The 22,409-nt window shown below is 37.9% G+C and carries 19 protein-coding genes; 4 read left to right on the top strand and 15 right to left on the bottom strand.

Translation table 11 applies throughout. The annotated features are described in order from the left end of the window. Positions 1-271: 271 nt before the first annotated feature. From BAU15_RS11205 to BAU15_RS11180, 6 genes are all read right to left on the bottom strand, one after another. A complete protein-coding gene (locus tag BAU15_RS11205; protein ID WP_161842836.1) occupies positions 272-2,953 on the bottom strand; it encodes a cation-translocating P-type ATPase in 2,682 nt (893 codons plus the stop codon). A 420-nt stretch (positions 2,954-3,373) separates the two neighbouring features. Then, a complete protein-coding gene (locus tag BAU15_RS11200) occupies positions 3,374-4,120 on the bottom strand; it encodes a tRNA 2-thiocytidine biosynthesis TtcA family protein (protein ID WP_161842835.1) in 747 nt (248 codons plus the stop codon). Between the two features lie 3 nt (positions 4,121-4,123). Beyond that, positions 4,124-5,968 carry an LTA synthase family protein gene (locus BAU15_RS11195; RefSeq protein ID WP_161842834.1) on the bottom strand — a complete coding sequence of 615 codons (1,845 nt, stop codon included), beginning with the start codon at positions 5,966-5,968 and terminating at the stop codon, positions 4,124-4,126. 187 nt (positions 5,969-6,155) lie between these two features. After that, entirely contained in the window at positions 6,156-6,980 is an 825-nt protein-coding gene (gene nadE / locus BAU15_RS11190) for an ammonia-dependent NAD(+) synthetase (protein WP_161842833.1), read from the bottom strand. A gap of 14 nt (positions 6,981-6,994) precedes the next feature. Beyond that, positions 6,995-8,467: a nicotinate phosphoribosyltransferase gene (locus BAU15_RS11185; RefSeq protein ID WP_161842832.1), complete on the bottom strand. Its 1,473-nt coding sequence runs from the start codon at positions 8,465-8,467 to the stop codon at positions 6,995-6,997. 308 nt (positions 8,468-8,775) lie between these two features. Further along, positions 8,776-9,633 (bottom strand): HAD-IIB family hydrolase, encoded by an 858-nt coding sequence (locus BAU15_RS11180; RefSeq protein ID WP_161842831.1) that lies wholly within the window; start codon positions 9,631-9,633, stop codon positions 8,776-8,778. A 147-nt stretch (positions 9,634-9,780) separates the two neighbouring features. Between BAU15_RS11180 and BAU15_RS11175 the strand changes: the two genes are divergently transcribed. Continuing rightward, positions 9,781-10,566, top strand: coding sequence for a MerR family transcriptional regulator (locus BAU15_RS11175; RefSeq protein WP_161842830.1), 786 nt, complete (start codon positions 9,781-9,783; stop codon positions 10,564-10,566). Between the two features lie 104 nt (positions 10,567-10,670). Here BAU15_RS11175 and BAU15_RS11170 read toward each other — a convergent pair whose 3' ends face one another. From BAU15_RS11170 to BAU15_RS11155, 4 genes are all read right to left on the bottom strand, one after another. Next, entirely contained in the window at positions 10,671-11,339 is a 669-nt protein-coding gene (locus BAU15_RS11170) for a GNAT family N-acetyltransferase (protein ID WP_161842829.1), read from the bottom strand. Further along, positions 11,336-12,013: a hypothetical protein gene (locus BAU15_RS11165; protein ID WP_161842828.1), complete on the bottom strand. Its 678-nt coding sequence runs from the start codon at positions 12,011-12,013 to the stop codon at positions 11,336-11,338. The genes BAU15_RS11170 and BAU15_RS11165 overlap by 4 nt, the downstream gene beginning before the upstream one ends. A gap of 451 nt (positions 12,014-12,464) precedes the next feature. Further along, complete coding sequence (locus tag BAU15_RS11160) at positions 12,465-12,800, bottom strand: SdpI family protein (RefSeq protein WP_161842827.1); 336 nt, start codon at positions 12,798-12,800, stop codon at positions 12,465-12,467. A gap of 407 nt (positions 12,801-13,207) precedes the next feature. Beyond that, positions 13,208-13,465: a heavy metal-binding domain-containing protein gene (locus BAU15_RS11155; protein ID WP_161842826.1), complete on the bottom strand. Its 258-nt coding sequence runs from the start codon at positions 13,463-13,465 to the stop codon at positions 13,208-13,210. Between the two features lie 169 nt (positions 13,466-13,634). Here BAU15_RS11155 and BAU15_RS15605 point away from each other — a divergent pair, with 169 nt between their 5' ends. Then, a complete protein-coding gene (locus BAU15_RS15605; RefSeq protein WP_202622736.1) occupies positions 13,635-13,793 on the top strand; it encodes a hypothetical protein in 159 nt (52 codons plus the stop codon). 57 nt (positions 13,794-13,850) lie between these two features. Here BAU15_RS15605 and BAU15_RS11150 read toward each other — a convergent pair whose 3' ends face one another. Next, entirely contained in the window at positions 13,851-14,597 is a 747-nt protein-coding gene (locus BAU15_RS11150) for an NADPH-dependent oxidoreductase (RefSeq protein WP_161842825.1), read from the bottom strand. Positions 14,598-14,772: 175 nt separating this feature from the next. On the opposite strand from BAU15_RS11150, the gene BAU15_RS11145 reads away from it, so the two are divergent. Both BAU15_RS11145 and BAU15_RS11140 read left to right on the top strand, forming a co-directional pair. Beyond that, positions 14,773-15,447 (top strand): Crp/Fnr family transcriptional regulator, encoded by a 675-nt coding sequence (locus BAU15_RS11145; protein ID WP_161842824.1) that lies wholly within the window; start codon positions 14,773-14,775, stop codon positions 15,445-15,447. 196 nt (positions 15,448-15,643) lie between these two features. Then, positions 15,644-16,270 carry a YczE/YyaS/YitT family protein gene (locus BAU15_RS11140; protein ID WP_161842823.1) on the top strand — a complete coding sequence of 209 codons (627 nt, stop codon included), beginning with the start codon at positions 15,644-15,646 and terminating at the stop codon, positions 16,268-16,270. A gap of 90 nt (positions 16,271-16,360) precedes the next feature. Here BAU15_RS11140 and BAU15_RS11135 read toward each other — a convergent pair whose 3' ends face one another. The 4 genes from BAU15_RS11135 to BAU15_RS11120 all read right to left on the bottom strand — a co-directional run bounded on the left by BAU15_RS11135 (position 16,361) and on the right by BAU15_RS11120 (position 22,099). Next, positions 16,361-17,785, bottom strand: a complete 1,425-nt coding sequence (locus BAU15_RS11135) for a 6-phospho-beta-glucosidase (protein WP_161842822.1) — start codon at positions 17,783-17,785, stop codon at positions 16,361-16,363. Positions 17,786-17,823: 38 nt separating this feature from the next. After that, positions 17,824-19,851 (bottom strand): beta-galactosidase, encoded by a 2,028-nt coding sequence (locus BAU15_RS11130; protein ID WP_161842821.1) that lies wholly within the window; start codon positions 19,849-19,851, stop codon positions 17,824-17,826. A gap of 18 nt (positions 19,852-19,869) precedes the next feature. After that, positions 19,870-21,180 carry a PTS sugar transporter subunit IIC gene (locus BAU15_RS11125; RefSeq protein WP_161842820.1) on the bottom strand — a complete coding sequence of 437 codons (1,311 nt, stop codon included), beginning with the start codon at positions 21,178-21,180 and terminating at the stop codon, positions 19,870-19,872. A 127-nt stretch (positions 21,181-21,307) separates the two neighbouring features. Then, positions 21,308-22,099 (bottom strand): MurR/RpiR family transcriptional regulator, encoded by a 792-nt coding sequence (locus BAU15_RS11120; protein ID WP_161842819.1) that lies wholly within the window; start codon positions 22,097-22,099, stop codon positions 21,308-21,310. Positions 22,100-22,409 lie beyond the last annotated feature (310 nt).

Raw genomic sequence — 22,409 nt, 5'->3', positions numbered from 1 at the left:
GAAAATACAGTATACAAACACTATTATTAAGAATCCAGGCTATTTATCCGAAGCTCCAGCTAAGCAAAGCTGCTTAACTGGAGACACTGTACTCTATTCAATTTGACCCTCACCAACACTATTTGACGAAGAGCCTTTATCCGCACTACAACCTTATAATCAAAAAACAGAGCATGAACAAATTCTGTCCACACTCTGTTTCAGTTTCTCTTTTTACTTTTTACTAGTCAGCTCTTTTTCAAGAATCAACTAACAAGTTATCTTAATTTGATTAGGCTTTATTTTTCAATCCCATGCGTTGGAAGAATTTTACAACTTCGACGATTGGAATGATTGAGAATGAAGCACCTAATACAACACCCCATTGGTAAGTATCTAAGTGAGCTACACGGAAGATATCATTTAAACCTGGGACTAAGATAATCACGGCCATCAAAGCGAATGATAACAGAATTGCCCCATTGAAGGCTTTGTTTCTGAATGGTCCAACTTTGAAGATTGACTCGTGAATTGATTTCACGTTAAACGCGTGGAACAACTGCATTAAACCTAATGTTGCAAAACACATGGTTAACGCATCGGCATGAATTGCATCGTAGCCGGCGTGAACTGGCCATTCAATTGCTGACCAATAAACGAACAAGGTAATACCACCTTCAAGAATCCCTTGGTAGATAATACTACTGAAGACACCACCTGAGAAGAGGTTCGAGTTACGGCCACGAGGTTTGTGGCTCATCAAATCTTTTTCAGCAGGCTCCATACCTAAAGCAATCGCTGGGAAAGTATCCGTTACTAAGTTAATCCATAATAAATGAATTGGCAGTAATGTATCCCAAGCAAGCAATGTAGCGATAAATAGTGTTAACACTTCCCCTAAGTTTGCGGCAAGTAAATATTGTACTGTTTTTTGAATATTTGAGAAGACTTTACGGCCTTCTTCAACGGCTACGACAATTGTTGCAAAGTTATCATCGGCAAGAACCATGTCAGAGGCACCTTTCGATACTTCTGTTCCGGTAATTCCCATACCAATACCGATATCGGCTTGTTTCAAGGCTGGTGCATCGTTCACGCCATCCCCGGTCATCGCCACAACTTTACCTTCTTTTTGCCAAGCTTTCACGATACGAACTTTATGTTCAGGTGATACACGAGCATAAACTGAGTATTCATGAACACGACGTGCAAATTCTTCATCAGACATATCATTTAATTCAGCACCCGTTAAGACAGCATCGTCGTCACCGGCTTTAATAATACCAAGACGAGCAGCAATTGCTTCAGCAGTATCGCGGTGGTCCCCAGTAATCATGATCGGACGAATACCAGCTTCTTTAGCTACACGTACGGCTTCAGCAGCTTCTTTACGTTCTGGATCGATCATGCCGACTAAACCAGCGAAGACTAATTCATTTTCTAGGACTTCACTTGTGATGTCACTAGGAACAGCGTCAATAATTTTGTAAGCCATACCCAAGACACGTAGTGCTTGTTTGGCCATATCTGTGTTGTTTGTTAAAATATCTTGTTTGTCTGAAGCTGACATTTCAACTTCTTTGCCATCTAATAATACGCGGTTTGCTTTTTGTAAAAGAACGTCCGGCGCACCTTTAACTGCTACTAAGAATTTGCCATCTTTTAATTGATGAACAGTTGACATTAATTTACGTTCAGAATCAAACGGTAATTCAGCGACACGAGGTTCTTCAGCAACTTTATCATTGACGTTGAAGCCTTGGTCTAAACCAAATTGGATTAACGCTGTTTCAGTTGGGTCACCGATTAAGCTACCATCTTGAGCAAATTTTGTGTCATTGCTATAGTTCATAATCTTCAATGCCATGTTATCTGTTGAGATATCTGAAGTCGCACTGACTTGTTTGTTATCTGAGTATAATTTTTCAACAGTCATTTGGTTCAATGTTAATGTACCGGTTTTATCTGATGCAATAATATCGGTACTTCCCAATGTTTCAACGGCTGGTAATTTACGGATAACTGAATTACGTTTCGCCATAACCTGCGTACCTAAAGCTAAAATGATCGTTACAATCGCTGGTAATCCTTCAGGAATCGCAGCAACCGCTAGAGAGATTGACGTAAGTAACATATCAACTGGTGAAGTATTATTAACGAAAATTCCCACGAAGAACATAATCACGGCAATCACGATAATCGCAAATGTTAAGAATTTACCCATTTGGTTTAAGTTATTTTTAAGTGGTGTTTCTGTTTCATCGGCTTGCGCTAACATGCCGGCGATTTTACCAACTTCCGTGTTCATCCCAGTGTTGACAACAACACCTTTCCCACGTCCGTAAGTCACATTACTGTTTGAGTAAGCCATGTTGATACGGTCACCAATCCCGATTTCCGTATTTTCCAACGTTACTAATTCTTTTTCAACCGGCACAGATTCACCAGTTAAGGCAGCTTCTTCAATCTTAAGTGAGCGTACCTCGATTAAACGCATATCGGCAGGAACAACATCCCCCGCTTCAAGTAAGACAACGTCTCCGGGCACTAATTCATCACTTTTAACTGAAAGTGTGTGGCCATCACGCAAGACATTCGCATTCGGCGTTGACATTTCTTTCAGCGCTTCGATTGCTTGTTCCGCTTTCGACTCTTGGATAACACCCATTAAGGCATTGATAATAACCACTAACATGATAATACTTGCATCAACGATTTCGTGTGAGACAATCGCTGAGATAACCGCCGCAGCGATCAAGACGATGATCATTAAATCTTTGAATTGTTCAAAGAATTTAACCAGCATACTTTTCTTTTTGCCTTCATCAAGTTCATTAGCCCCATATTCGTCTAAACGTTTTTTGGCTTCTGCCCCGCTAAGTCCTTCCTGTGAAGTGTTTAACTCCGCAAGTACGGTATCCTCTGTTTGACCATAAAATGCGTGAGTCAATTGTTGTTTCTTTTCTTCTGACATGTTCTTCCTCCTTATTTTTCAGCGCTACAAGTCTATTCTCTTTATTCTACCGAATCTCAGAAAAAAAGGAAAAAAAATAGACTTGTGTATGCTTAATAGACATACATAAGTCTCACTGTTTAAGACAACACCAGAAATTTCTTTCAGGGTTGGTGATGTTGCCACAGCATTCTGCTGCCAGTTACTCCCTCATGAGTTATTACTCTATCAGTATACAATGACTGGCATAATAGAGCAATCCTTTTTCGCAATTTTCATGTTTTTTTCCTTTTACGCTTACTGGTTACAGATAACACTTTTTATAAATTGACTCACATAAACTAATCAAAAAACCTCAAACGCCTAGAATCAGTGATACTAAGGCATTTGAGGTTTACTTATTTATTTGATGATGAGCACAGAAATATCTGATCTTCTTTACTAAACGTTAGACGGTGTCCAGAAATCAGCGGCTTGTCCTTGTTCCATCCCCATGATGAATTTTTGGCGAATATCCGAATATTCGGCAGATAAACCAGTAACCAAGTGTTTAATCTCTTCGCGCTTAGTTTTCTTATCAACTGGACACGGATTAAAGATGACTGGTAACTCTTCTCTTTGAACCAACTTGATAATTTCTTTCTCTTCTAAATAAATCATCGGACGAATCAGCGTAATATCGGTTTTTGAGAGATAGCTTTTCGGTTCAAAGCTATTCATTTTTCCATGGAACAGGAAATTCATGAAATACGTTTCAATCGCATCATCTAAATGATGACCCAAAGCAACTTTTTGACAGCCTAATTCTTTCGCTCGCGTATACAAATAACCTCGACGTAATTTTGCACATAAAGAACATGGCGATTTCTCTTCACGAATATCAAAGACGACTTGAGCAATATTCGTATCGACAACCTCCAGCTCGTAGCCCAGACTCTCGACAAATGTTTGCATCGGCGTAATATCCATCTCAAAGCCCATCGCTAAACTGATTGGGACAATCTCGAAGTCAAAGCCTAGTCGTTGTTGTTTTCTGATCGTATCTAAAAAATACAATAAGCTGGTGCTATCCTTGCCACCACTCATACCAATCGCCACACGGTCGCCTGGCTCAATCATTTGATGATTCAGGACTGCTCGCCGGATTGGATTATAATACATTTGATTATCTTTCTTTATGAAACTCATTATTTACTCCTTAAAAAAGTTTTCCGCTAGGCTATACTGCTTGCCCGCCACAATGTCATATTGGATTAATTGATAGTCTTGATAGGCTTCAGCTTCCTCATCCGAAAGATTCATCTCTTCAGACCACAGCCCATCTTGATAATATAAATTCTTTTCGAAAGCTGGCAAAACTTTTTGAACAGTCGTTACTAGTTGATAAAAACCTGTCGTCGGTTGATTACTTTGTTCCAATAAATCCCCAGCAAAATAAAACGGACTGGTAACAGCTTGATGATTGTCTGCTTCACTCAAATTGCCTTTATTATCATACATCAAAAATTGCGTCTCATGTAGCGTACTCTGATCATTTTCTGCTTGGACTTCATCAGAATAAATCCCAGGCAGATGATCGCCCCAAAAGACGACTAATGTCTGACGTTCGACACTCTTCAACTCATTCAGAAAATCTTTTAACGCTTGGCTACTATAGGAAACATCTTGCAAATAATTCTTCAGAGAATCCATATTCCCAACACCCGCCGCATCATAATCAAGCGTGGTGTATTTGCCATTATACGGCATATGCGTCTGCATCGTCACCAAATGAACAAACTGTGGCGTATACTCATCCTGCAAAATATCTGCGACTTCACGGTAGGCTTGCGCATCAGAAATATAGGCATTCTTCTCAATTTTCTCTGTATAAGTCATCGTCTCTTCATCTAAAAATCGGTCAAAGCCCATCACTTCATAGACATCTTTACGTTTATACATCGATGTATTGTATGGATGAATGGCCGTCGTATCATAATCTCTCCCTTGTAAAACGGAAACTAATGACGGAATCTCAGCCATTTTCGGCACAAGCATCGTATAAGGTGTGGTCATTTGTGGATTCATTAATTCCATCGAGAAGCTGGTCAAGGCTTCAAATTCAATATTCGCTGTCCCACCGCCATAATTTTGCGAAAGCATATTGCCACTATAAGTTTGATTCGCCATCTCATAATAATCAGCCAGCGGACTACCGGTAATCGTCAAGCCCTTCAGACGAGCTGGATCAGAAAAGCTTTCACTCATAATATAAACAATATTCGGGGCTTCCTGCGTTCGGGTCTTATTCAACTCTGTCGCTTTCGCTTGATACTTTTTAGTCACTTCTAAGACTTTTTCTTTCGAATAATCCGCGGGTTTATCCATTGCTTCAACCTTCAAATTATACAAAAATCCGCCAATGAAACCGGTATTGTAATAATTCATTTTCTGACTATAAGGAATCCATAGAGCGGTTTTATTGTACTCTTTTCGCAATAAGTTATTCGGATTATTGAAATTGCCAATGTATGCGAATAAGGAGATTGCTAGAACAAAGACCACGCCACGAATCACTTGGAATCTGCGAGGCTTCTTAAAACTCCGGTAAATTCCCCAACCGAATAATCCTAGAGCAATCAAGGCCAGAGCCATAATCAAAATGAAGGGCCCTGTGCCAGTCATCTCTTTTAATAGACCCAGTTCGGTAATCATTTTTAAATCATCCGGATAAATCGGTTCTTGGCGCAAAGTCATCTTCATGTAATCGGCATATCCGAGGATCCCAATAATCAGCGCATACAGTAATGCGCCAAAGCTAACAAAACCTGCCAAGCTGACCAGAAATAGTAGCAATACGGCCAACACAAAACAACCTAAGAAAAATTTCTCTGCATGCCAAGAGAAGGCAAATTTCACGGCCAAATCCCACGATAAATTATTTTGGCACCACTGGAGATACAGATTGCTGCCGATTACTAGTGCCAGTAAAAGTAGCGCAATGATTGGATAAGTAATCCGTTTATCCTTCAATAGCTTTTTAATTATATTTTTCACGAAAAATCTCCTTCATTTCTCTTTTCAAAAAAACTTTTTTCGACTGATACTTTTTATTGTAGTCTTTGCCACTTTGAAAGTAAAGATGCTTCGCCAGTCCTTAGAAAGTTTCCTATGCTATGTATTTCGCTAATTTTGACAAAACAAAAGAGCTTGGGTCAGCCCAAACTCTTTTGTCCTTCATGAATTATTTCCAAAACGTATCGAAGATAGTAATCGGCAAATGACGCTTGTGCTGTCCTTTAGCCCACCATGCTTCAATTTTATTTTGCGCATCCTGAGAAACTTCTTTACCTTCTAAGTAATCATCAATCTCATCATAGGTCACGCCTAGTGCGACTTCATCGGAAAGCAGCGGCTTATCATCTTCTAAGTCAGCTGTGGGAATTTTCAAATACAATTCCTCTGGTGCACCCAATTCTTTCAACAAAGCTTTTCCTTGGCGTTTATTCAAACGGAAGAGTGGCAAGATATCAGCCCCGCCATCACCAAATTTAGTGAAAAAAGCCGTAATATTTTCTGCTGCATGATCCGTCCCAATCACCGCACCTGCTTTGGCACCGGCGATCGCATATTGCGTAATCATTCGTTGACGCGCCTTGATATTGCCTTTATTAAAATCACTGATTTGAACGCCAGCTTCAACTAAAGAAGCTACTTGGGCATCCACAGCTGGCTTAATATCGACACGTAAGCTAACATCTGGTTGAATAAAATCCAAGGCTTTTTTAGCATCCGATTCATCAGCTTGCGTCCCATAAGGTAAACGGACAGCCACGAATTGATAGGCTGCATCGCCAGTTTCTTCGCGTAACTCACTAATCGCCAATTCAGCCAATCGGCCTGCTAAAGAAGAATCTTGCCCCCCACTAATGCCTAAGACAAAGGTTTTTAAAAATGGATATTTACCTAAATATTCTTTCAAAAAATCGACACTCTTGCGAATTTCTTGTGTCGGATCAATAGTCGCTTGCACGCCTAATTCTTGAATAATTTCCTGTTGTAAGCTCATCTTTTGTTTGCCTCCTAGTCAAGGATATAGCTGCGGGCTAACTCTTGACGTATTTGTTCCATAATCTTCATCTTATGATTCCAGCAATCTGTCGATAGGTCAACTGGATATTTTTGCGGATTCAAGTCTCGCTTGTATTCTTCCCACAATGAATCTAAACAGCCCTTAGAATATTCCTTAATTTCTTCCAACGACGGCACTTCATAAACCAACTGCCCATCTCGATAGATATCCTGTAAAATAGGACGCGCAGTGAAATCTTTGACCGTTTTATTGATAAATGTATGAACCGGATGAAACATGAAGATTTCAGCTTCTTCCCGCGGATCTTCATCCCATAAAGTCACATAATCCCCTTCCGACTTGCCATCAGAATTACGCGTAATACGCCAAACTTGTTTTTTCCCTGGCGTCGTTACTTTTTCAGCATTACTTGAAAGCTTGATGGTATCCATCATTTCGCCGTCTTCGTTTTCGATTGAAACAAGCTTGAAGACCGCACCCAAAGCTGGTTGATCATAGGCGGTAATTAATTTGGTACCCACACCCCAAACGTCAATCTTCGCTTTTTGCATTTTTAAGTTCAAAATTGTATTTTCATCTAAATCATTTGAAGCATAGACTTTCGCTTCTGTAAAACCAGCTTCATCTAATTGTTCACGGACCTTTTTAGAAATGTAGGCCATATCACCACTATCAATCCGCACGCCTAAGAAATTAATCTGATCACCTAATTCTCTCGCCACGCGAATCGCTGTTGGTACACCTGATTTTAAGGTATCATAGGTATCCACTAAAAAGACGCAATCTTTGTGCGTTTTGGCATACGCCATGAACGCATCATAATCATTTCCGTAAGACTGCACCAAAGAATGCGCATGAGTCCCACTAGCCGGAATACCAAAAACTTTCGCTGCGCGCACATTACTAGTGGCATCTGCCCCACCAATGTAAGCCGCTCTCGTACCCCAGATTGCTGCATCAAATTCCTGTGCTCGACGTGTCCCAAATTCTAGCAACGGATCCTCACCAATCACTGATTTGATCCGCGCTGCTTTTGTCGCAATCAATGTTTGAAAATTAACTGCATTTAATAAAGCCGTCTCAACGAGCTGACAATGAGCCAGTGGCCCTTCAATTTGAATAATTGGTTCATTATTGAACACTAATTCGCCCTCTTTAGCCGAACGAACGGTACAAGCGAACTTAAAATTCCGCAAATAATCGATAAAGCCATCGGAATAGCCTTCGACTTCTTTTAGATAAGCTAAATCTGATTCTGAGAAATGTAGATTTTCCAAATACTCGATTAGACGCTCTAAACCGGCAAAAACAGCATAGCCATGTTTAAACGGCATGTCTCTAAAATAGCATTCGAAAACCGCATGTAAATCTGCTCGCCCTAATTCCCAATACGTTTGCATCATATTGATTTGGTAGAGATCGGTATGTAGAGTGAGGCTGTCATCTGCATAGACTTTTTTCATTTTCTTACTCCTTTTATATGAAACAGGTACATTCAATTTATTTACCCTATATTATAACAAATAAATGAAAATGAAAAAGAAAATAACTCTTTTTTTCAACAATTTGTTCATTAATGTACATAGTTCGCTAATATTTAGGCTGATTTAGCCAAATTAAGTACGTTTTAGCAAGATTTAGTCAACTCCAACAATGCTCAGTGACCTATATAGGCAAAAAAACTATCCGATAACCTCAGAAACTTATGGTCAGCGAATAGTCTTTCTTCTATTATAAGTTGTTGTAGAATAAATTTACGAAATAAATTTCCTTACTTGTTTGCTAGAATTTCTTCAAAAATGAATTGTCCAACGCCGCCATCCTCACAGCTTGCTACAATTCTATCACTTTTTTCTTTCACCGCATCCGTAGCATTATCAACGGCAACAGAAATATCTACCACTTCCAGCATTGGCAAATCGTTTTCGCCATCACCTAAACCATAGCTTGTCGCTCCTGGGTATTTTTTCATGTAAGATTGGATCGCCGCACCCTTCGTACTGGCTGGATTAACGATTTCCAACGTTTTTACATAGGATTTGAAGACATAACTATCTGCACTAGATAATTTTTCTCGCAGAATTTGATGCTTCTCATCACTTGCTTCCATTAATTCCACTTTGACAATCACTCGTTCTGGGTTCGCTTCAAAAAATTCCACCACATCCGTCACATGATGACAGGTCTCTTCGAAATAATTCGTTTTAAAATCCATTAAGAAATGGCGTTGCTCACCCATAAATTCCATGCTTTCACGCAAATCAGCCAAATTTCCACGATAATTCTCTACTGACTTCATCACCACTTCATCATCAGAATGAATAAAGTAAAGAATATCCATCTCATCTAGTATCGGAACAATCCGTTTCAAGGTATCCAAAGAAAGACAATTACGGAAGACAGCCGGTTTACCGACTTCCTTTAAACCAGCCCCATTGCCGAAAATAACGTCACAGTCTAAATCAATCTCTTTTTGTAGCGGTTCCACTAAATTGTACCCACGACCCGTGACAAATACAAAATGATCCCCGCGTTTCTGTAATTCTTTCGCTGCCTTTATATTTATCTCAGGTACAGGAGTCCCCATCCCTTGAAACGTGCCATCAATGTCTGCAAAAACAATATTCATAAATAACCTCTTTCATTTTATTAGTAAATCAAGTATAACATAAGTAACAATCAAACTAATGAACATTTTTTTGAAATAATTTATATAAAATACTTGACCTTCTCGTTACGTGAAGGCTTATGCTAGATTTTGTCAGGGGGAATTAATATGGAATACACCATCAAGAAAATCGCTCATTTGTCAGGTGTTAGTGCACGAACACTCAGATATTATGATGAAATTGGTTTATTACAACCGAAGAGGATTAATTCTTCAGGGTATCGCATTTATGGTGAGCAGGAAGTGGATCGTTTGCAGCAAATTCTGTTCTATCGTTCCCTTGATATGAAGCTGGAGGAAATTAAGCAAATATTGGCTAACCCAACCTTCCAGATTACGACTGCTTTAGAGGAACATCATCAGCATTTACTCGAGAAACGCGCTGAGATTGATGCCTTACTCTATACCGTCGAACAAACATTACGTTATCAAAAAGGAGAAATTACAATGACTGATACACAAAAATTTGAAGCCTTTAAGAAAGAAAAGTTGCAAGAAAATGAAGCAAAATACGGCCAAGAAATTCGTGAAAAATATGGCGAAGAAACCATTGAAGCTTCGAACAAAAAATTCGCCCATCTAACCGAAGAACAAGTCAAACAGATGGCTGAAACAGAACAAGAATTATTCACCGTGTTGAGTGAACTACTGAATCTAGAAGCTGCTGAACTTGAAGAAAATGCAGCAGATAAACGGAAGCAGCTACAGCAAAAAGCCATGGCCTTACACAAACAATGGTTGTCTCATTCATGGCCTAACTATTCAATTGAAGCCCATCAAGGACTAGCCGAAATGTATTTGGCCGATCAACGCTTCACCGCATACTACGATGAAAAAGTCGGTGTCGGCGCAACGAAAGAATTAGTAGAAGCAATTAGAAACAACCACGAATAATTAGAATAATTGAACTGAAATACTGGGTCTAGCCTCATTTAGTTGAGGTTAGACCCAGTTATACGTTAATCGAACTATCATTTACAATCAATCTAAAAACCAACCTATCCATCAGAAACAGTCGCTGAGATGTACTGGCTAAAGCTATAATTATCAATTTTTACCTGGTCATTAGTTAACCCGCTCTTGTCAAAATTAGTAAAGCCATTCTTCACATAAAACTGACAGTTATTTTTATTCTGGGTAATCAGCGTTAATTGTCCACCACCGCAATTTTCAATATATGGAAGGATACATTTTTGAATCAAACTTCCACCCAAACCTGCACCTTGCCGAGATTCCTTCACCGCTATCGTATCAATGTACCAGCCATCTGGACTCAGCTCTTTACACGCTACTTGGGCTTTATCATAAGTTGCTAAGAATCTGATAAAATGGTTGATTTCTAAATTGGTGATCAATTTCCAACCACCAGATTTCGCATAATCGACAAAATTCACTTCAGGAACCTCTTTCTTTTTAACTAATGCAGCTGCGACAATTTCATCCTCTAAGATCCCCACAAAACACAGATGCTTGCGGAAATAAGAAATCGTATTTACGCTGAATAGAGTATGTATAAACTGCTGCTGATTTTTTCCCGTAGGATTAAAAACAGACATTAGCGGATCATTTTTGAATGAATCTGAAAATAAATCAATAATTAACAGCAATTCTTCCTTTTTAGCATGACGAAATGTGACTTCATGACGCTCTTTTGAATAATCGCTCATAATAAGTACCCCACAATCAGAAATAGATAAAATAGAAACACATTTTTATTTAAATATAGATACGCCCAACCACAGATAATCGAGAAAATCATACAGGACAAACCATTCCAGAAATCGCCGCCGGTTGACACGAAGTGAAAAGCCCCCCAAGTTATGGCTAAGAATAATCCTCCAAAAGGAACTCGCACTGAATCTCTCCACTGGATATCAAAAGCTTTTTGAGCAAAGACGACAATCAGCAACAGTAGAAATACTTCCACGAAGTAGTAGAGATATTGTGTCGAGAAAAGATAAAGATTGCCTTTTCTATCAAATTCACCAATCACCTTCAGCGTTTGCCAATCAATGAAGGTAATCATTTTACAAGCAAATAACAACGCACCGACCCTAACCCAGTTCTTCAGAGTTACTCTGGCTGAACCACGATAATTGATTTTCTCACCCAGTCGATTGCTATACCGCACGAGAAAAATACTGGGGACGAACCATAACACAGCAGTAATTAGCCAATGGAATCCTTTCTGGGTCACCGTATAATTGTTATATGTTACGTTAAAAAGCAGCGGTTCAAGCAGCCCCAGTGAAAATAATTCCAACATAAAAAGTAGAAACGTAACAAACGCTAAGAGTAACTGTTTTTTCGATAAGTCTTTCATTCGCCAATTCCTTTTCATTAGATAATCAGGTCCATTGCAGATAGCCGTTTTTGCGCAACTCTCTTGTTTAACTCTCTCACTTATTACGCTAGCTTTTAATCATGACTGCCACTATATATCGCCTGTTATTTCTTGTTTTTAAAAGTATACCATTCAATCTTTACAACGTAAAGATTAGTTGGCATTAAAATAAGGTTAAGCTATTTCTTCTATACTCAGCGAATGAAAAAACGGATCCAGCACTCTACAATTCTGAGGGCTCAATCCGTTTCTTGATTTAGTATTTAGTTTACTAGACTAGTATTGCAAAGATAGTTCTGATAGAAAACCATGAGTCAAAAGCGATTCAACTAAAAAAATCCTTTAGACTAATCGAGGATGACTTATCCCAGACCAATATAAAGGACTCAAGCATGGATATGTATCACTCAAAAACTTTATTTTTAGAAATAGTTTTCCGCAATAAATTTCATAAATTCTTATTTACTGAATGGACTATCAAGCATAGCAACATAGTCAATATGATACTTTCAATAATAAAACAGTTTGTAAAAATATCTTTATTTTCTAAATGCACTAATGAATAAAGTTCAATAACACAAAAAATCATTCCTAATATAAAGCTTGGTATTGCCATTTTTCGGGAAAATTTACCTAACAACTTCTGGCTTTGTAGCCAATTTTCTTTATTTTCCATCGATTTTTTTGTTCTAAACCCATAATATCCATTAATATTATTCGGTGGATTTTTACTCATCGCCTGTCCGATGAAAACTAACAGTACCGATAAGATAATCAATATCATAGATTTCGCTCCTTAACAGTGTTTGTTTAATTGTTAGATTTCTTTGGTAAAATGAAATAAATTACCAGAACAATACACAAAGTAATAAGAGAATCCTTTAGACTAAAAAATGATTTAGTGTACACTTGACTCAACAATTGAACGATTAGGATAACACAAGCACACACAAGAAGGGTACCCTTACTTTGAGGTTTTATTTTTGAAGTTAATAAAAATTGATGAATTTGAGCTAATATATGTTTCATTAGACAAACCTCCTGATTATATATGGGTATTTTTATCAAGCGAATAAGTGATTATCTAGATTTTTGAAGATATTTCTTCACTAGTGATTTTAATATCAATCAAGCTTAACTCTATAATACAAAAAATTCTGTATCCTAACAACTATGTATCGATTAAATTAATTATTCTTCTTCCAGTACTACTGCCGTTCCGATGACAACTGGCTTATCTCTCTCACCAATCGAAAAATTGATACCCAGAATGGCGTTTGCTCCGAGTTTTTCTGCTTCTTTACTCATATCTTTAATCGCACTTTCCATATATTCCGCCATGCTGACCGTCAAACGAATCGGTCGTAAGGCAGCATCGAAGCCTGTAACAATTCCTAGTTCTTTGACCACTTTCATCCCTGGATAATCTGAACGTGTAGATGCAATCATTGTCTTTCCTCCGATTTATTCTTATTTTCAAAAAATTCACACATTTAATTGTACTACTTACAGTTTATCACATAACAAATGTAATTTTTAGCATTTTTTGAGACAATCCACTTGAATGAAACCGCTATTTTTATTATAATACTATACAACTAGAGGAGGTGTCTAGCCGATGTATGCAATCAAAATCTTTCATGGCTATCTCACCGCTGATGGAAAACGTACGCGTGACAAAACAATCGCAAAAACGTATAAAACGAAAGAAGCAGCAGAAAAATATGCTTTCAAAATCGGTGGTCGAGTAAAAAAATTAGAAAAACAAACAAATTAAAAGTAGCCAGCAAATCATTTGTTGACTACTTTTTTGTCTTTCAGCCTTCTGACCCGCTTAAAACTTAGCCAATCCCTGCTTTTGAATGTTCTCCAACATCTTCAAACGCCCCGGATGAGTCAACTGACTCCACTGCGTAATCATTTGCGCGAAGGTTTCAATCCGCTTATTCGAATCCCGAGCACTATAATAACTCGTCACCGTGCCATCATATTCTTCCAGCTGCTGCGATACATTTTCCCATCTCGGATAACTATTTTCAAAATGAATCAATTTTTCTGGCAATCGCGGTTTCATTTGCGGTTCTTGATCAGGATAACCTAAAGCAATCCCCAAGACTGGTACGACGAACTTTGGCAAATCCAATAACTCAGATAGCTGGTCAACTTGATTTAAAATGCTTCCCAGTAAAACTGTGCCTAAGCCTAAGCTTTCTGCCGCAACAACTATATTTTGAGCAGCTAAGATGGCATCCGTTGCGCCAATAAAAAACTTGTCAAAACTTTCAAAAACCTCGCTAGACTCACCCGCTTCTTCAACAATCGTGGCATTTCTCGATTGATCCGATAATAGAATAAATAAATGTCCTGATTCCGCAATATAGGGCTGCCCCCCAATCTCAGCAATCTTCTTTTTCTTCTCGACATCTGTGATACTCATAATCGAATACGATTGGGCATAGTTACTCGTCGCAGTATGCTGTGCCACCTCCACAAGTGTCGAAATAATTTCTTTACTCACCGCCTGATCCGTAAATTTCCGAATACTTCTATGTTGCAATTGCCCCTCGATAACTGGATTCATTTCCCATCTCTCCTAACATCGTTTCCTCTTAATTTTGCATTTTTCAGAAAGCCATCTTCAGCTTAGCTTCAAGCTAACTGCCATTTATTTTTCGCTCACTGCTTGTACTTACCAACTAATTATATTATTATTCATCTATAAAATCTGTTGCCCACGCAACGTAGGAGGCAAAGTCATGATCCCCTATCTCGCTCTCAGCGATACTGCTTTATTTACTCAACTAAATCCAACTGAAATCGAACAATTACTGACTGCGATGAAAGCTGAAATCAAATATTATCAGAAAGATGAAATGATTGTTTATGAGCAAAATGAGGTCCATGAACTGGGCATCATCATCAGTGGCACCGCCATCAGCAGCAAATTAAATATCCTCGGCAAAGAAATTATTGTAACGCATCATCATTCAGGCGGCTATTCGGCCTTACTCACGGCTTTAAGCATTCAAAGAAAATGTCCCATGTCGATTCGTGCCCTTGAACCTTTGACTATGCTCAGCATTCCTAGAGAAAATCTTTTTACTTATTATCCTGAGCAAACGCGTGTCCATCAACTATTTCTATCGAACTTATTTGATAGTGTTGCTGAACGAGCCTTGGAATTGCACGACCGTAACGACTGTCTGATTATGCCAACTGTTCGTGAAAAAGTCTTAACTCTGCTCTCGAGTATTGCCAAAGAAAAACAGACAACTAGCTTCACTATTCCCTTTAATCGTGAAGAAATGGCTCAATATTTGGATGTCGACCGTAGCGCCCTTTCCCGGGAACTCAGTGCCATGCAAAAAGACGGCATTATTACGTTTCATAAAAATTTCTTTGAGATTAAATCAAAGACGATTCTGCGATAAATTAACGTTTGAATGAATGCGTAAGATTACTCGGAAAAATAAGTTCATTTTCCGGTTGCACAGGCAACAGACTTCGTCGATGATTCCCCCTACAATTAGCTATACAACGAATCAAACCAACGAAAACTGCTGCAGTTCAGCGAATCAACACGATTGGTTTAATTGTCTAGTTATTCTAGAAATGTAGGTGAATTAAATGTCTATCGTCAAACGTATAAGTATCTATCTAGTCGGTTTCAATCTGTTAATTTTAGGAATTTCCTGTCTAATTACCAGTACATATGGTCAAAGTGCTTGGGACGGAGTCTATGTCGCTACAAGTAAACTCACCGGACTACCCGTCGGCGCGACGACTTTTTTCAGTGCCTCAGCAATCTTGACCTTTTGCTATTTTCTGACCAAAGAAAAGCGCGTCTTTTTATCACTTATTACTAGTCTTATCCAAAGTCTCTTAATTGATTTTTACTTAAGCTTGGTTAAAACCCTCTTTCCCGGCGAAAGTCCAACTACGAAAATCCTGCTATTTATTGTGGGTATCTTTCTCATGGGTCTGGGAATCTCAATCTATATTCGTGCCAAATTCCCTACCAATCATGTTGATTGTCTAATGCTCAGTCTCTCAAAACGATTCCAACTCAATCTACGAAAAGCCAAATTGCTAGGCGATTCCAGTGCAATCGTACTGACGTTTTTAATCGCGCGAAGCATCACACCTGGGACTTTTATCGTTCTAGTCAGTCTCTCGCCACTCGTACAATTTTTCTCAGACAAGCTCGATAAACTCTTTAGTAGAGTGGCGTATAGCGGCAATCAATCTATATGATTTACCATCTACAGTCTATAACCAAAAATAAATCGTCACCAGTTAACTAATACTGGCGACGATTTACTTATTTATCAAATATATTTTTATTTAGGATAACAATATAGCTCCATTACTTTCGATAACTTTTTTATACCAATAAAAAGATTTTTTTCGATAGCGCTTGTATGAACCTTGTCCATGATCATCCGCATCCACGTATATATAGCCGTACCGCTTACTCATCTGGCCCGTTCCTGCAGAGACCAAATCTATACAGCCCCAAGAAGTATAGCCTAAGACATCAACGCCATCCTGCTCAATTGCATGCAACATTTCTTTGATATGTTCAGATAAATAAGCAATTCGATAGTCATCCTCTATCTCATGATTTTGTGTGAGCTTATCAATCGCGCCCAAGCCATTCTCAACAATAAATAAAGGCTTTTGATATCTGTCCCAAATGGTATTCAACGTAATCCTCAATCCTAATGGATCAACTTGCCATCCCCACTCACTAAGCGTAAGATAAGGATTTTTGATTGATTTGACCAAGTTTCCAGCAGTTTCTCTTTTCTCGCTAGAATCACTAGCCGCGACTTTTGAAGCATAATAGGAGAAGGAAACGAAATCTACCGTATGCTCTTTTAATAATTCATAGTCACCTTCAAGAATTGGTAAGGTAATGTTCTTTTGTTCCAGCTGTTTTTTTGCATATTCAGGATATTCGCCTCGAGCTTGTACATCGATGAAAAACAAATTTTCTCTATTCTTATTCATCGCTTCCATCACATCTTTCGGATTGCAAGAATAGGGATAATAGTCACCACCCGCCATCATACAGCCTACTTTGTTTTCTGGATCGACTTCATGCGCATATTTTACAGCCATCGCCGAAGCAACTAATTCGTGATGTGTTGCTGTATATTTTACCTGTTCATGGTCTTCTCCGTCTTTAAAAGTAATTCCGGCAGCCATGAATGGCGCGTGTAAAATCATATTGATTTCATTAAATGTTATCCAATAATGAACCAATCCCTTATACCTAGTAAATAAAACTTTGTATAGCTTTTCATAACAAGCTATCATCTCTCGACTACACCAAGCGCCAAACTTTTTTATTAGGTTCACAGGACAATCAAAATGAGCTATCGTTACAATCGGTTCAATCGCGTATTTTTTACATTCGAGAAAGAGGTTCTCATAAAATTTTACACCTTTTTCGTTTGGCTCTTCTTCATCACCATTAGGAAAAATCCTCGTCCAAGCAATTGAGATTCGAAAGGATTTAAACCCCATTTCTGCTAGTAATTTGATATCATCCTTATAACTATGATAAAAATCAATCCCTTTAGCAGATGGATAATAATATTTCTGCTGAAGCTCTAACGAATCAATTTCCCCAGACATATAGGCTAATCTATCTTCACCATACGGTAATAAGTCGACATTCGCTAAGCCTCGCCCATCTTCGTTATAAGCACCTTCACTTTGGTTAGCAGCAATCGCGCCACCCCACAAAAAATTTCTACGCATCTGATAATCCTTTCTAAAACAAATCGGCGACTATTCACTTAATATTCAATAATTTTTACATCATATGGCTTAAGAAGAATAGTCCCTTTGTATTTCTGTTGGTTAAATAAATCAGTACCCTCAGCTTCCAACGCTACTGTACAGGCACTATTATTCGTATTAATAAAGATTTGAGCATTATTATTCAACTTGCGGGTAACAATCCCTTTATCAGGTTGCTTTGTCACTAATGAGTCGATATTTAGGGAAGCCAGAATCGATGCGATAAGCTGCTCATCCGAAGGAATTCCTACATATATCGCTTGGCCTTTTCCATAATTATTACGAGAAACAGCCGTTGTTAGATCATTCTCACTTCCTGAATAGCTAGCAATTGTCTCTGCCGTATCTGTTTCAATAAATTCATAATAATCAATGGCTAGATTTTGTTTTTCACCATTCATCACAATATCGACGTCTCTTAGTTTTTTATTATCAGAACTTTTTTCAATACCACCTTCATTAATCGTAGATACATGGGTGATTGTCCGATCAAAGCCTCTAACTTTAATTCCAAAAACATCACTTAAATAGCCAGGTAATGGCGTATCGAAAGCTTGATTATGTTCGTTAACCTTTGCTGAATAGGCAGTCATAATAACTGTTGTTCCTTGTTCGACCATTCGACGGATTGTGTTAGCTGACTCTTGATCCATTACACATTGCCCTGGAACAATGACGACCGAATACTCTTTTGTTACTCGTCTTAAATCAATCAAATTACAATCTAAATTATTATTAAAAAGCGCTTTATACGAATTTAAAACTTCTTCGTTTTTATATTTCTTTTTATAATAATTTGTTGCATACTGCATAACTTTGGAGCTATCAAATGAATAGGCTACCCCAATCCGCTGATTATTATCTTTTCTCTCAATTTTACTGTCTTTCATTTGTTGCCATTCCGTTGCTAATTGCTTCATTTCGAAAAACTTAGGACTAGGGTGTCCGTCATGATCGAGCAATCCGAAAAAGTATTGTTCTTCACCGCCAAGCATCGTTCTAAAAGTCCAAGCACAGACCATATCATTCCTATATACCCATGACAGATAGGCATACATTCTCAATGCTCCAGCAGGTGCTGCATAGCCACCATTTGTTCCAGTTTGAAATTCTAACGCCCAAATTGGCTTATCTAATTCCCCAATTCGATGGTCCGAATTCATACATGCGCCAATCACACCATCAACATATTCCGGATTAATTCCTGGATAAAACCCAATTCCCGGGTAGTCAATTACTTCCTGATAATTCTTCTGATAGTCAAAACCTGCATTCTTATTTTCAGCCCAATGGTTCGTCGATATAGCCACATTTGGCGCTTGTTCTCTTACATAAACACTTAATAAATGAAAATAGTTAAGAATTTCATCAGAAAAAAATCGTTCACAGTCTATACTATTCTCGGGCGAACCGACGATAGTATCTCCACTTACTGGGAAAAATATATCCGAGAAGTCTTCAAATTTTCTTGACCATCTTTTGCCATTCCAGTTTTTGTTAAGACTATCAATTGTTTTGTATTTCTTTTCCAACCATTGCTGATATCTATTGAGTGCAGTCGATGAATAAGAATGAAAGCCTGAACCCAGTTCATTACATAAACCAAAGCCCATAATTGCAGGATGCTCTGCATAACGCCCACTTAAAGTTGCTGCAAATTTCAATGCATGTGTTTGAAAATTAGGATCACCGACATCTTCCATATATCTTGTATTAGGGTTTAACCGAATTCCTTCTTTATTTACAATATCTATACTAGGAAATTTTTTATGCAACCAAATTGGAGCAGGTCTGGTTGGAACATCCATAAATACAGAGATATTCCTTTTACGACATTCTTCTAGAAAAGTATCCATCCATTCAAATTCATATTTCCCCTCTGATGGTTCAAAGCTATCCCAGCAAAGGTGCCCTACTCTAACCACTGAAAATCCTGCTTCCTTCATTAAATCCAAATCAGCTTCCCATTGTTCGGGAGACCAATCGTGAGGATGATAATTCGTGCCAATCATTTTAGATTCCATTGTCTTCTCCTTCAAATCCTACGCATTGTTCGTGCTAGATGCTAATTCTAATTCATATTCTTTTTTATCTAGTTGTTTAAAGAATGGATAGTAAACCATAACGCCGACAACCATAGTAAGTAAGGTAACCACAACGCCTGACCATCCGTAAACAAAAAGTCTTTGTATAATTTTTGGCATTGTCCATGGCATGCCTAGCGCGACACCTGCTTGGTATGAGCTTGTCGATAAAATTCCGACTTTCGCAGCTAAGACACCGATTCCCGCAGAAACAAAACTACTCAAGAAATAAGGAACAAAAAGAATTGGATTTAGCATAATAGGTAAACCAAAGACCACAGGTTCATTGATATTAAACAAATTAGGAATAAAGGCCAGCTTTGATAATGACTTATATCGAACTGATTTCCCAAAAATGATGATCGCTAATAATAGACACAAAGTATTTCCGGTCCCATCTGTATAGATGAAATCAAATGCAACTAGGCTATCAAAATTTTTGATACTCGTTCCAGCATCGATACTATTTACTGCAGCTAATATCATGGTTAATTGAATTGGCTTCATAATGGCATAGATTGGATTGGGATGGATCCCAAAGAAAAACAACAGATTCGACAACGTGTATACAAGCAGAATCATTGGTACAGACCCACCGACAGAAGTTAATGGTGCTGCGACAATTTGGTTAATAAATTCAAAGAAATTCTCATAACTGGTATAGCTAAATAACAATCTAACGAGAAAAACTGCGACAAAGATTACAAGGCCAATCAACAAGGGTTCAAAAGATTGAGAAACATTTGAAGGAACTGAATCCGGTAATTTCATCACTAATCGATCTTTAGAATAAAGAAACTTATAGAGATACGTGATAGAGATACTGACAATAATAGCTATAAAAATACCCGAGCTTCCTAAGTAACTTGAAGCAAAACCTGCAACAGCTGTGTCCCCCTCACCAATTACTTGAGGCATCAATACTAGGAAAGCTGCTAATGAAAACACACCTGAAATCCCAGGGTTTAAATCTAAGAGTTTTCCTAAACTATAAGCAATCGTAAAAGCCATAAATAGTGCAAGAATATTTATCGTCGCCCCACTAACCGCTTTCATTTGTGGTGCTATACCCACATCGTTTAACCATTGTGTAAATGCCGGAACTGGAAAGCTCGCAATAATCATAAAGAACGAAGCACCCAATGTTAATGGCAAGGTCATCATCATCCCAGATGAGATTGCTTTCAATGGCTTGTTCTCAGCTGCTTTGCCTGCAATTCCTGATAATTTCACTTCTAAAACATTTTTTACATTGTCAAAAAATTTCATGTAATAACCTCCTTTTTATAGTTTAAGTATACGCTTTCGGAAAGTTATTATATTTCATACTCCGATTATAATTTCATGAACGAGGCCGGAATTTCACAAATGTGAAATCGCTCATATGAATATAAAATTAGGAACCAAATAGTTGCACATACCTACTCATCAGATATTCAGTAAAGAATATCAATGAATAATTCCCTCGTTTAATATCAGCTACACTAGCGATATTTATTAAATAATCAATTTCGGTAGAATTCCTGATATTCGTACTTTGTGTGATCAACACCGTCTGCGCACCTGATTTCAATATTTCTTTCCAGACCGCATTATTCTGTGAGAAAAATCCACCAAATGAAGAGAAAATGATAGCTAAGCTCTTTTCATTCATCGATCTTGCAAATGCTTCTTGCTGCTCTTCGTCATTTCCTAAATAGACCAGCTTCCCATTTAACAACATACCTGATTGAAAGCTTTTAGCAACATCTACTGCAGAGCTATACCCATAGAGGTAAATTTGATTATTACTATAAATCTTTTGTAGTAGAATATCAGCTTCATTAATACTTATATTTTCAATCGAATCTTTGATAGCATCGATAACCTCATTCCCATATATTTCTAAAAATTTCTTGGGATTTTCCTTTAAAACATCAAAATCACTTTTACTCAAGCGATAAGTAAAATTAGCCGAGGGAGTCAACTCATCACTCAATGAATAAATCATTTCTTGAAATGAACGATACCCAAAATGCTTCGAAAACCTGGTCACTGTCGAAGGAGAAACGAACGTTAGCTCAGCTAACTTCGAGACTGACAAATTAGTAATTACCTGTCTATTCCTCAATAAATAATCGATGATTCGACAGTAGGTATCATCTTTATCGTGTTCATTTATATATTTGAGCATGCCATTTTTTCTCATAAAGTTCCTTCTCCTTTGTATATCAACTAGTCTATTATAAGTTCTTGCAAACGTCTTAACTACCGCTACTAGTATACAAGTCATACTAGCAATTTTACAATACACAAAATTTTTTTATTGATTTTGTCGTCAGATAAATCCTAGTGATAACAAAAATACTAGAATATTCATCAAAAAAGAGCACCTCTTGCTAAGCTACACTGAGTTGGCTAGTACAGCACAAAATGCTATTGTCACTAATTACTTTAGTTTTACTTTCATATAATTATTTCCATCTAATCCTAGTCAAAATCGAGTAGAGGTCCGAACG

The organism is Candidatus Enterococcus huntleyi (assembly GCF_009933175.1).
GTDB lineage: Bacteria > Bacillota > Bacilli > Lactobacillales > Enterococcaceae > Enterococcus_K > Enterococcus_K huntleyi.
Note: the sequence above shows the minus strand (reverse complement) of the source record. Positions and strands in the feature narration are given on the sequence as shown.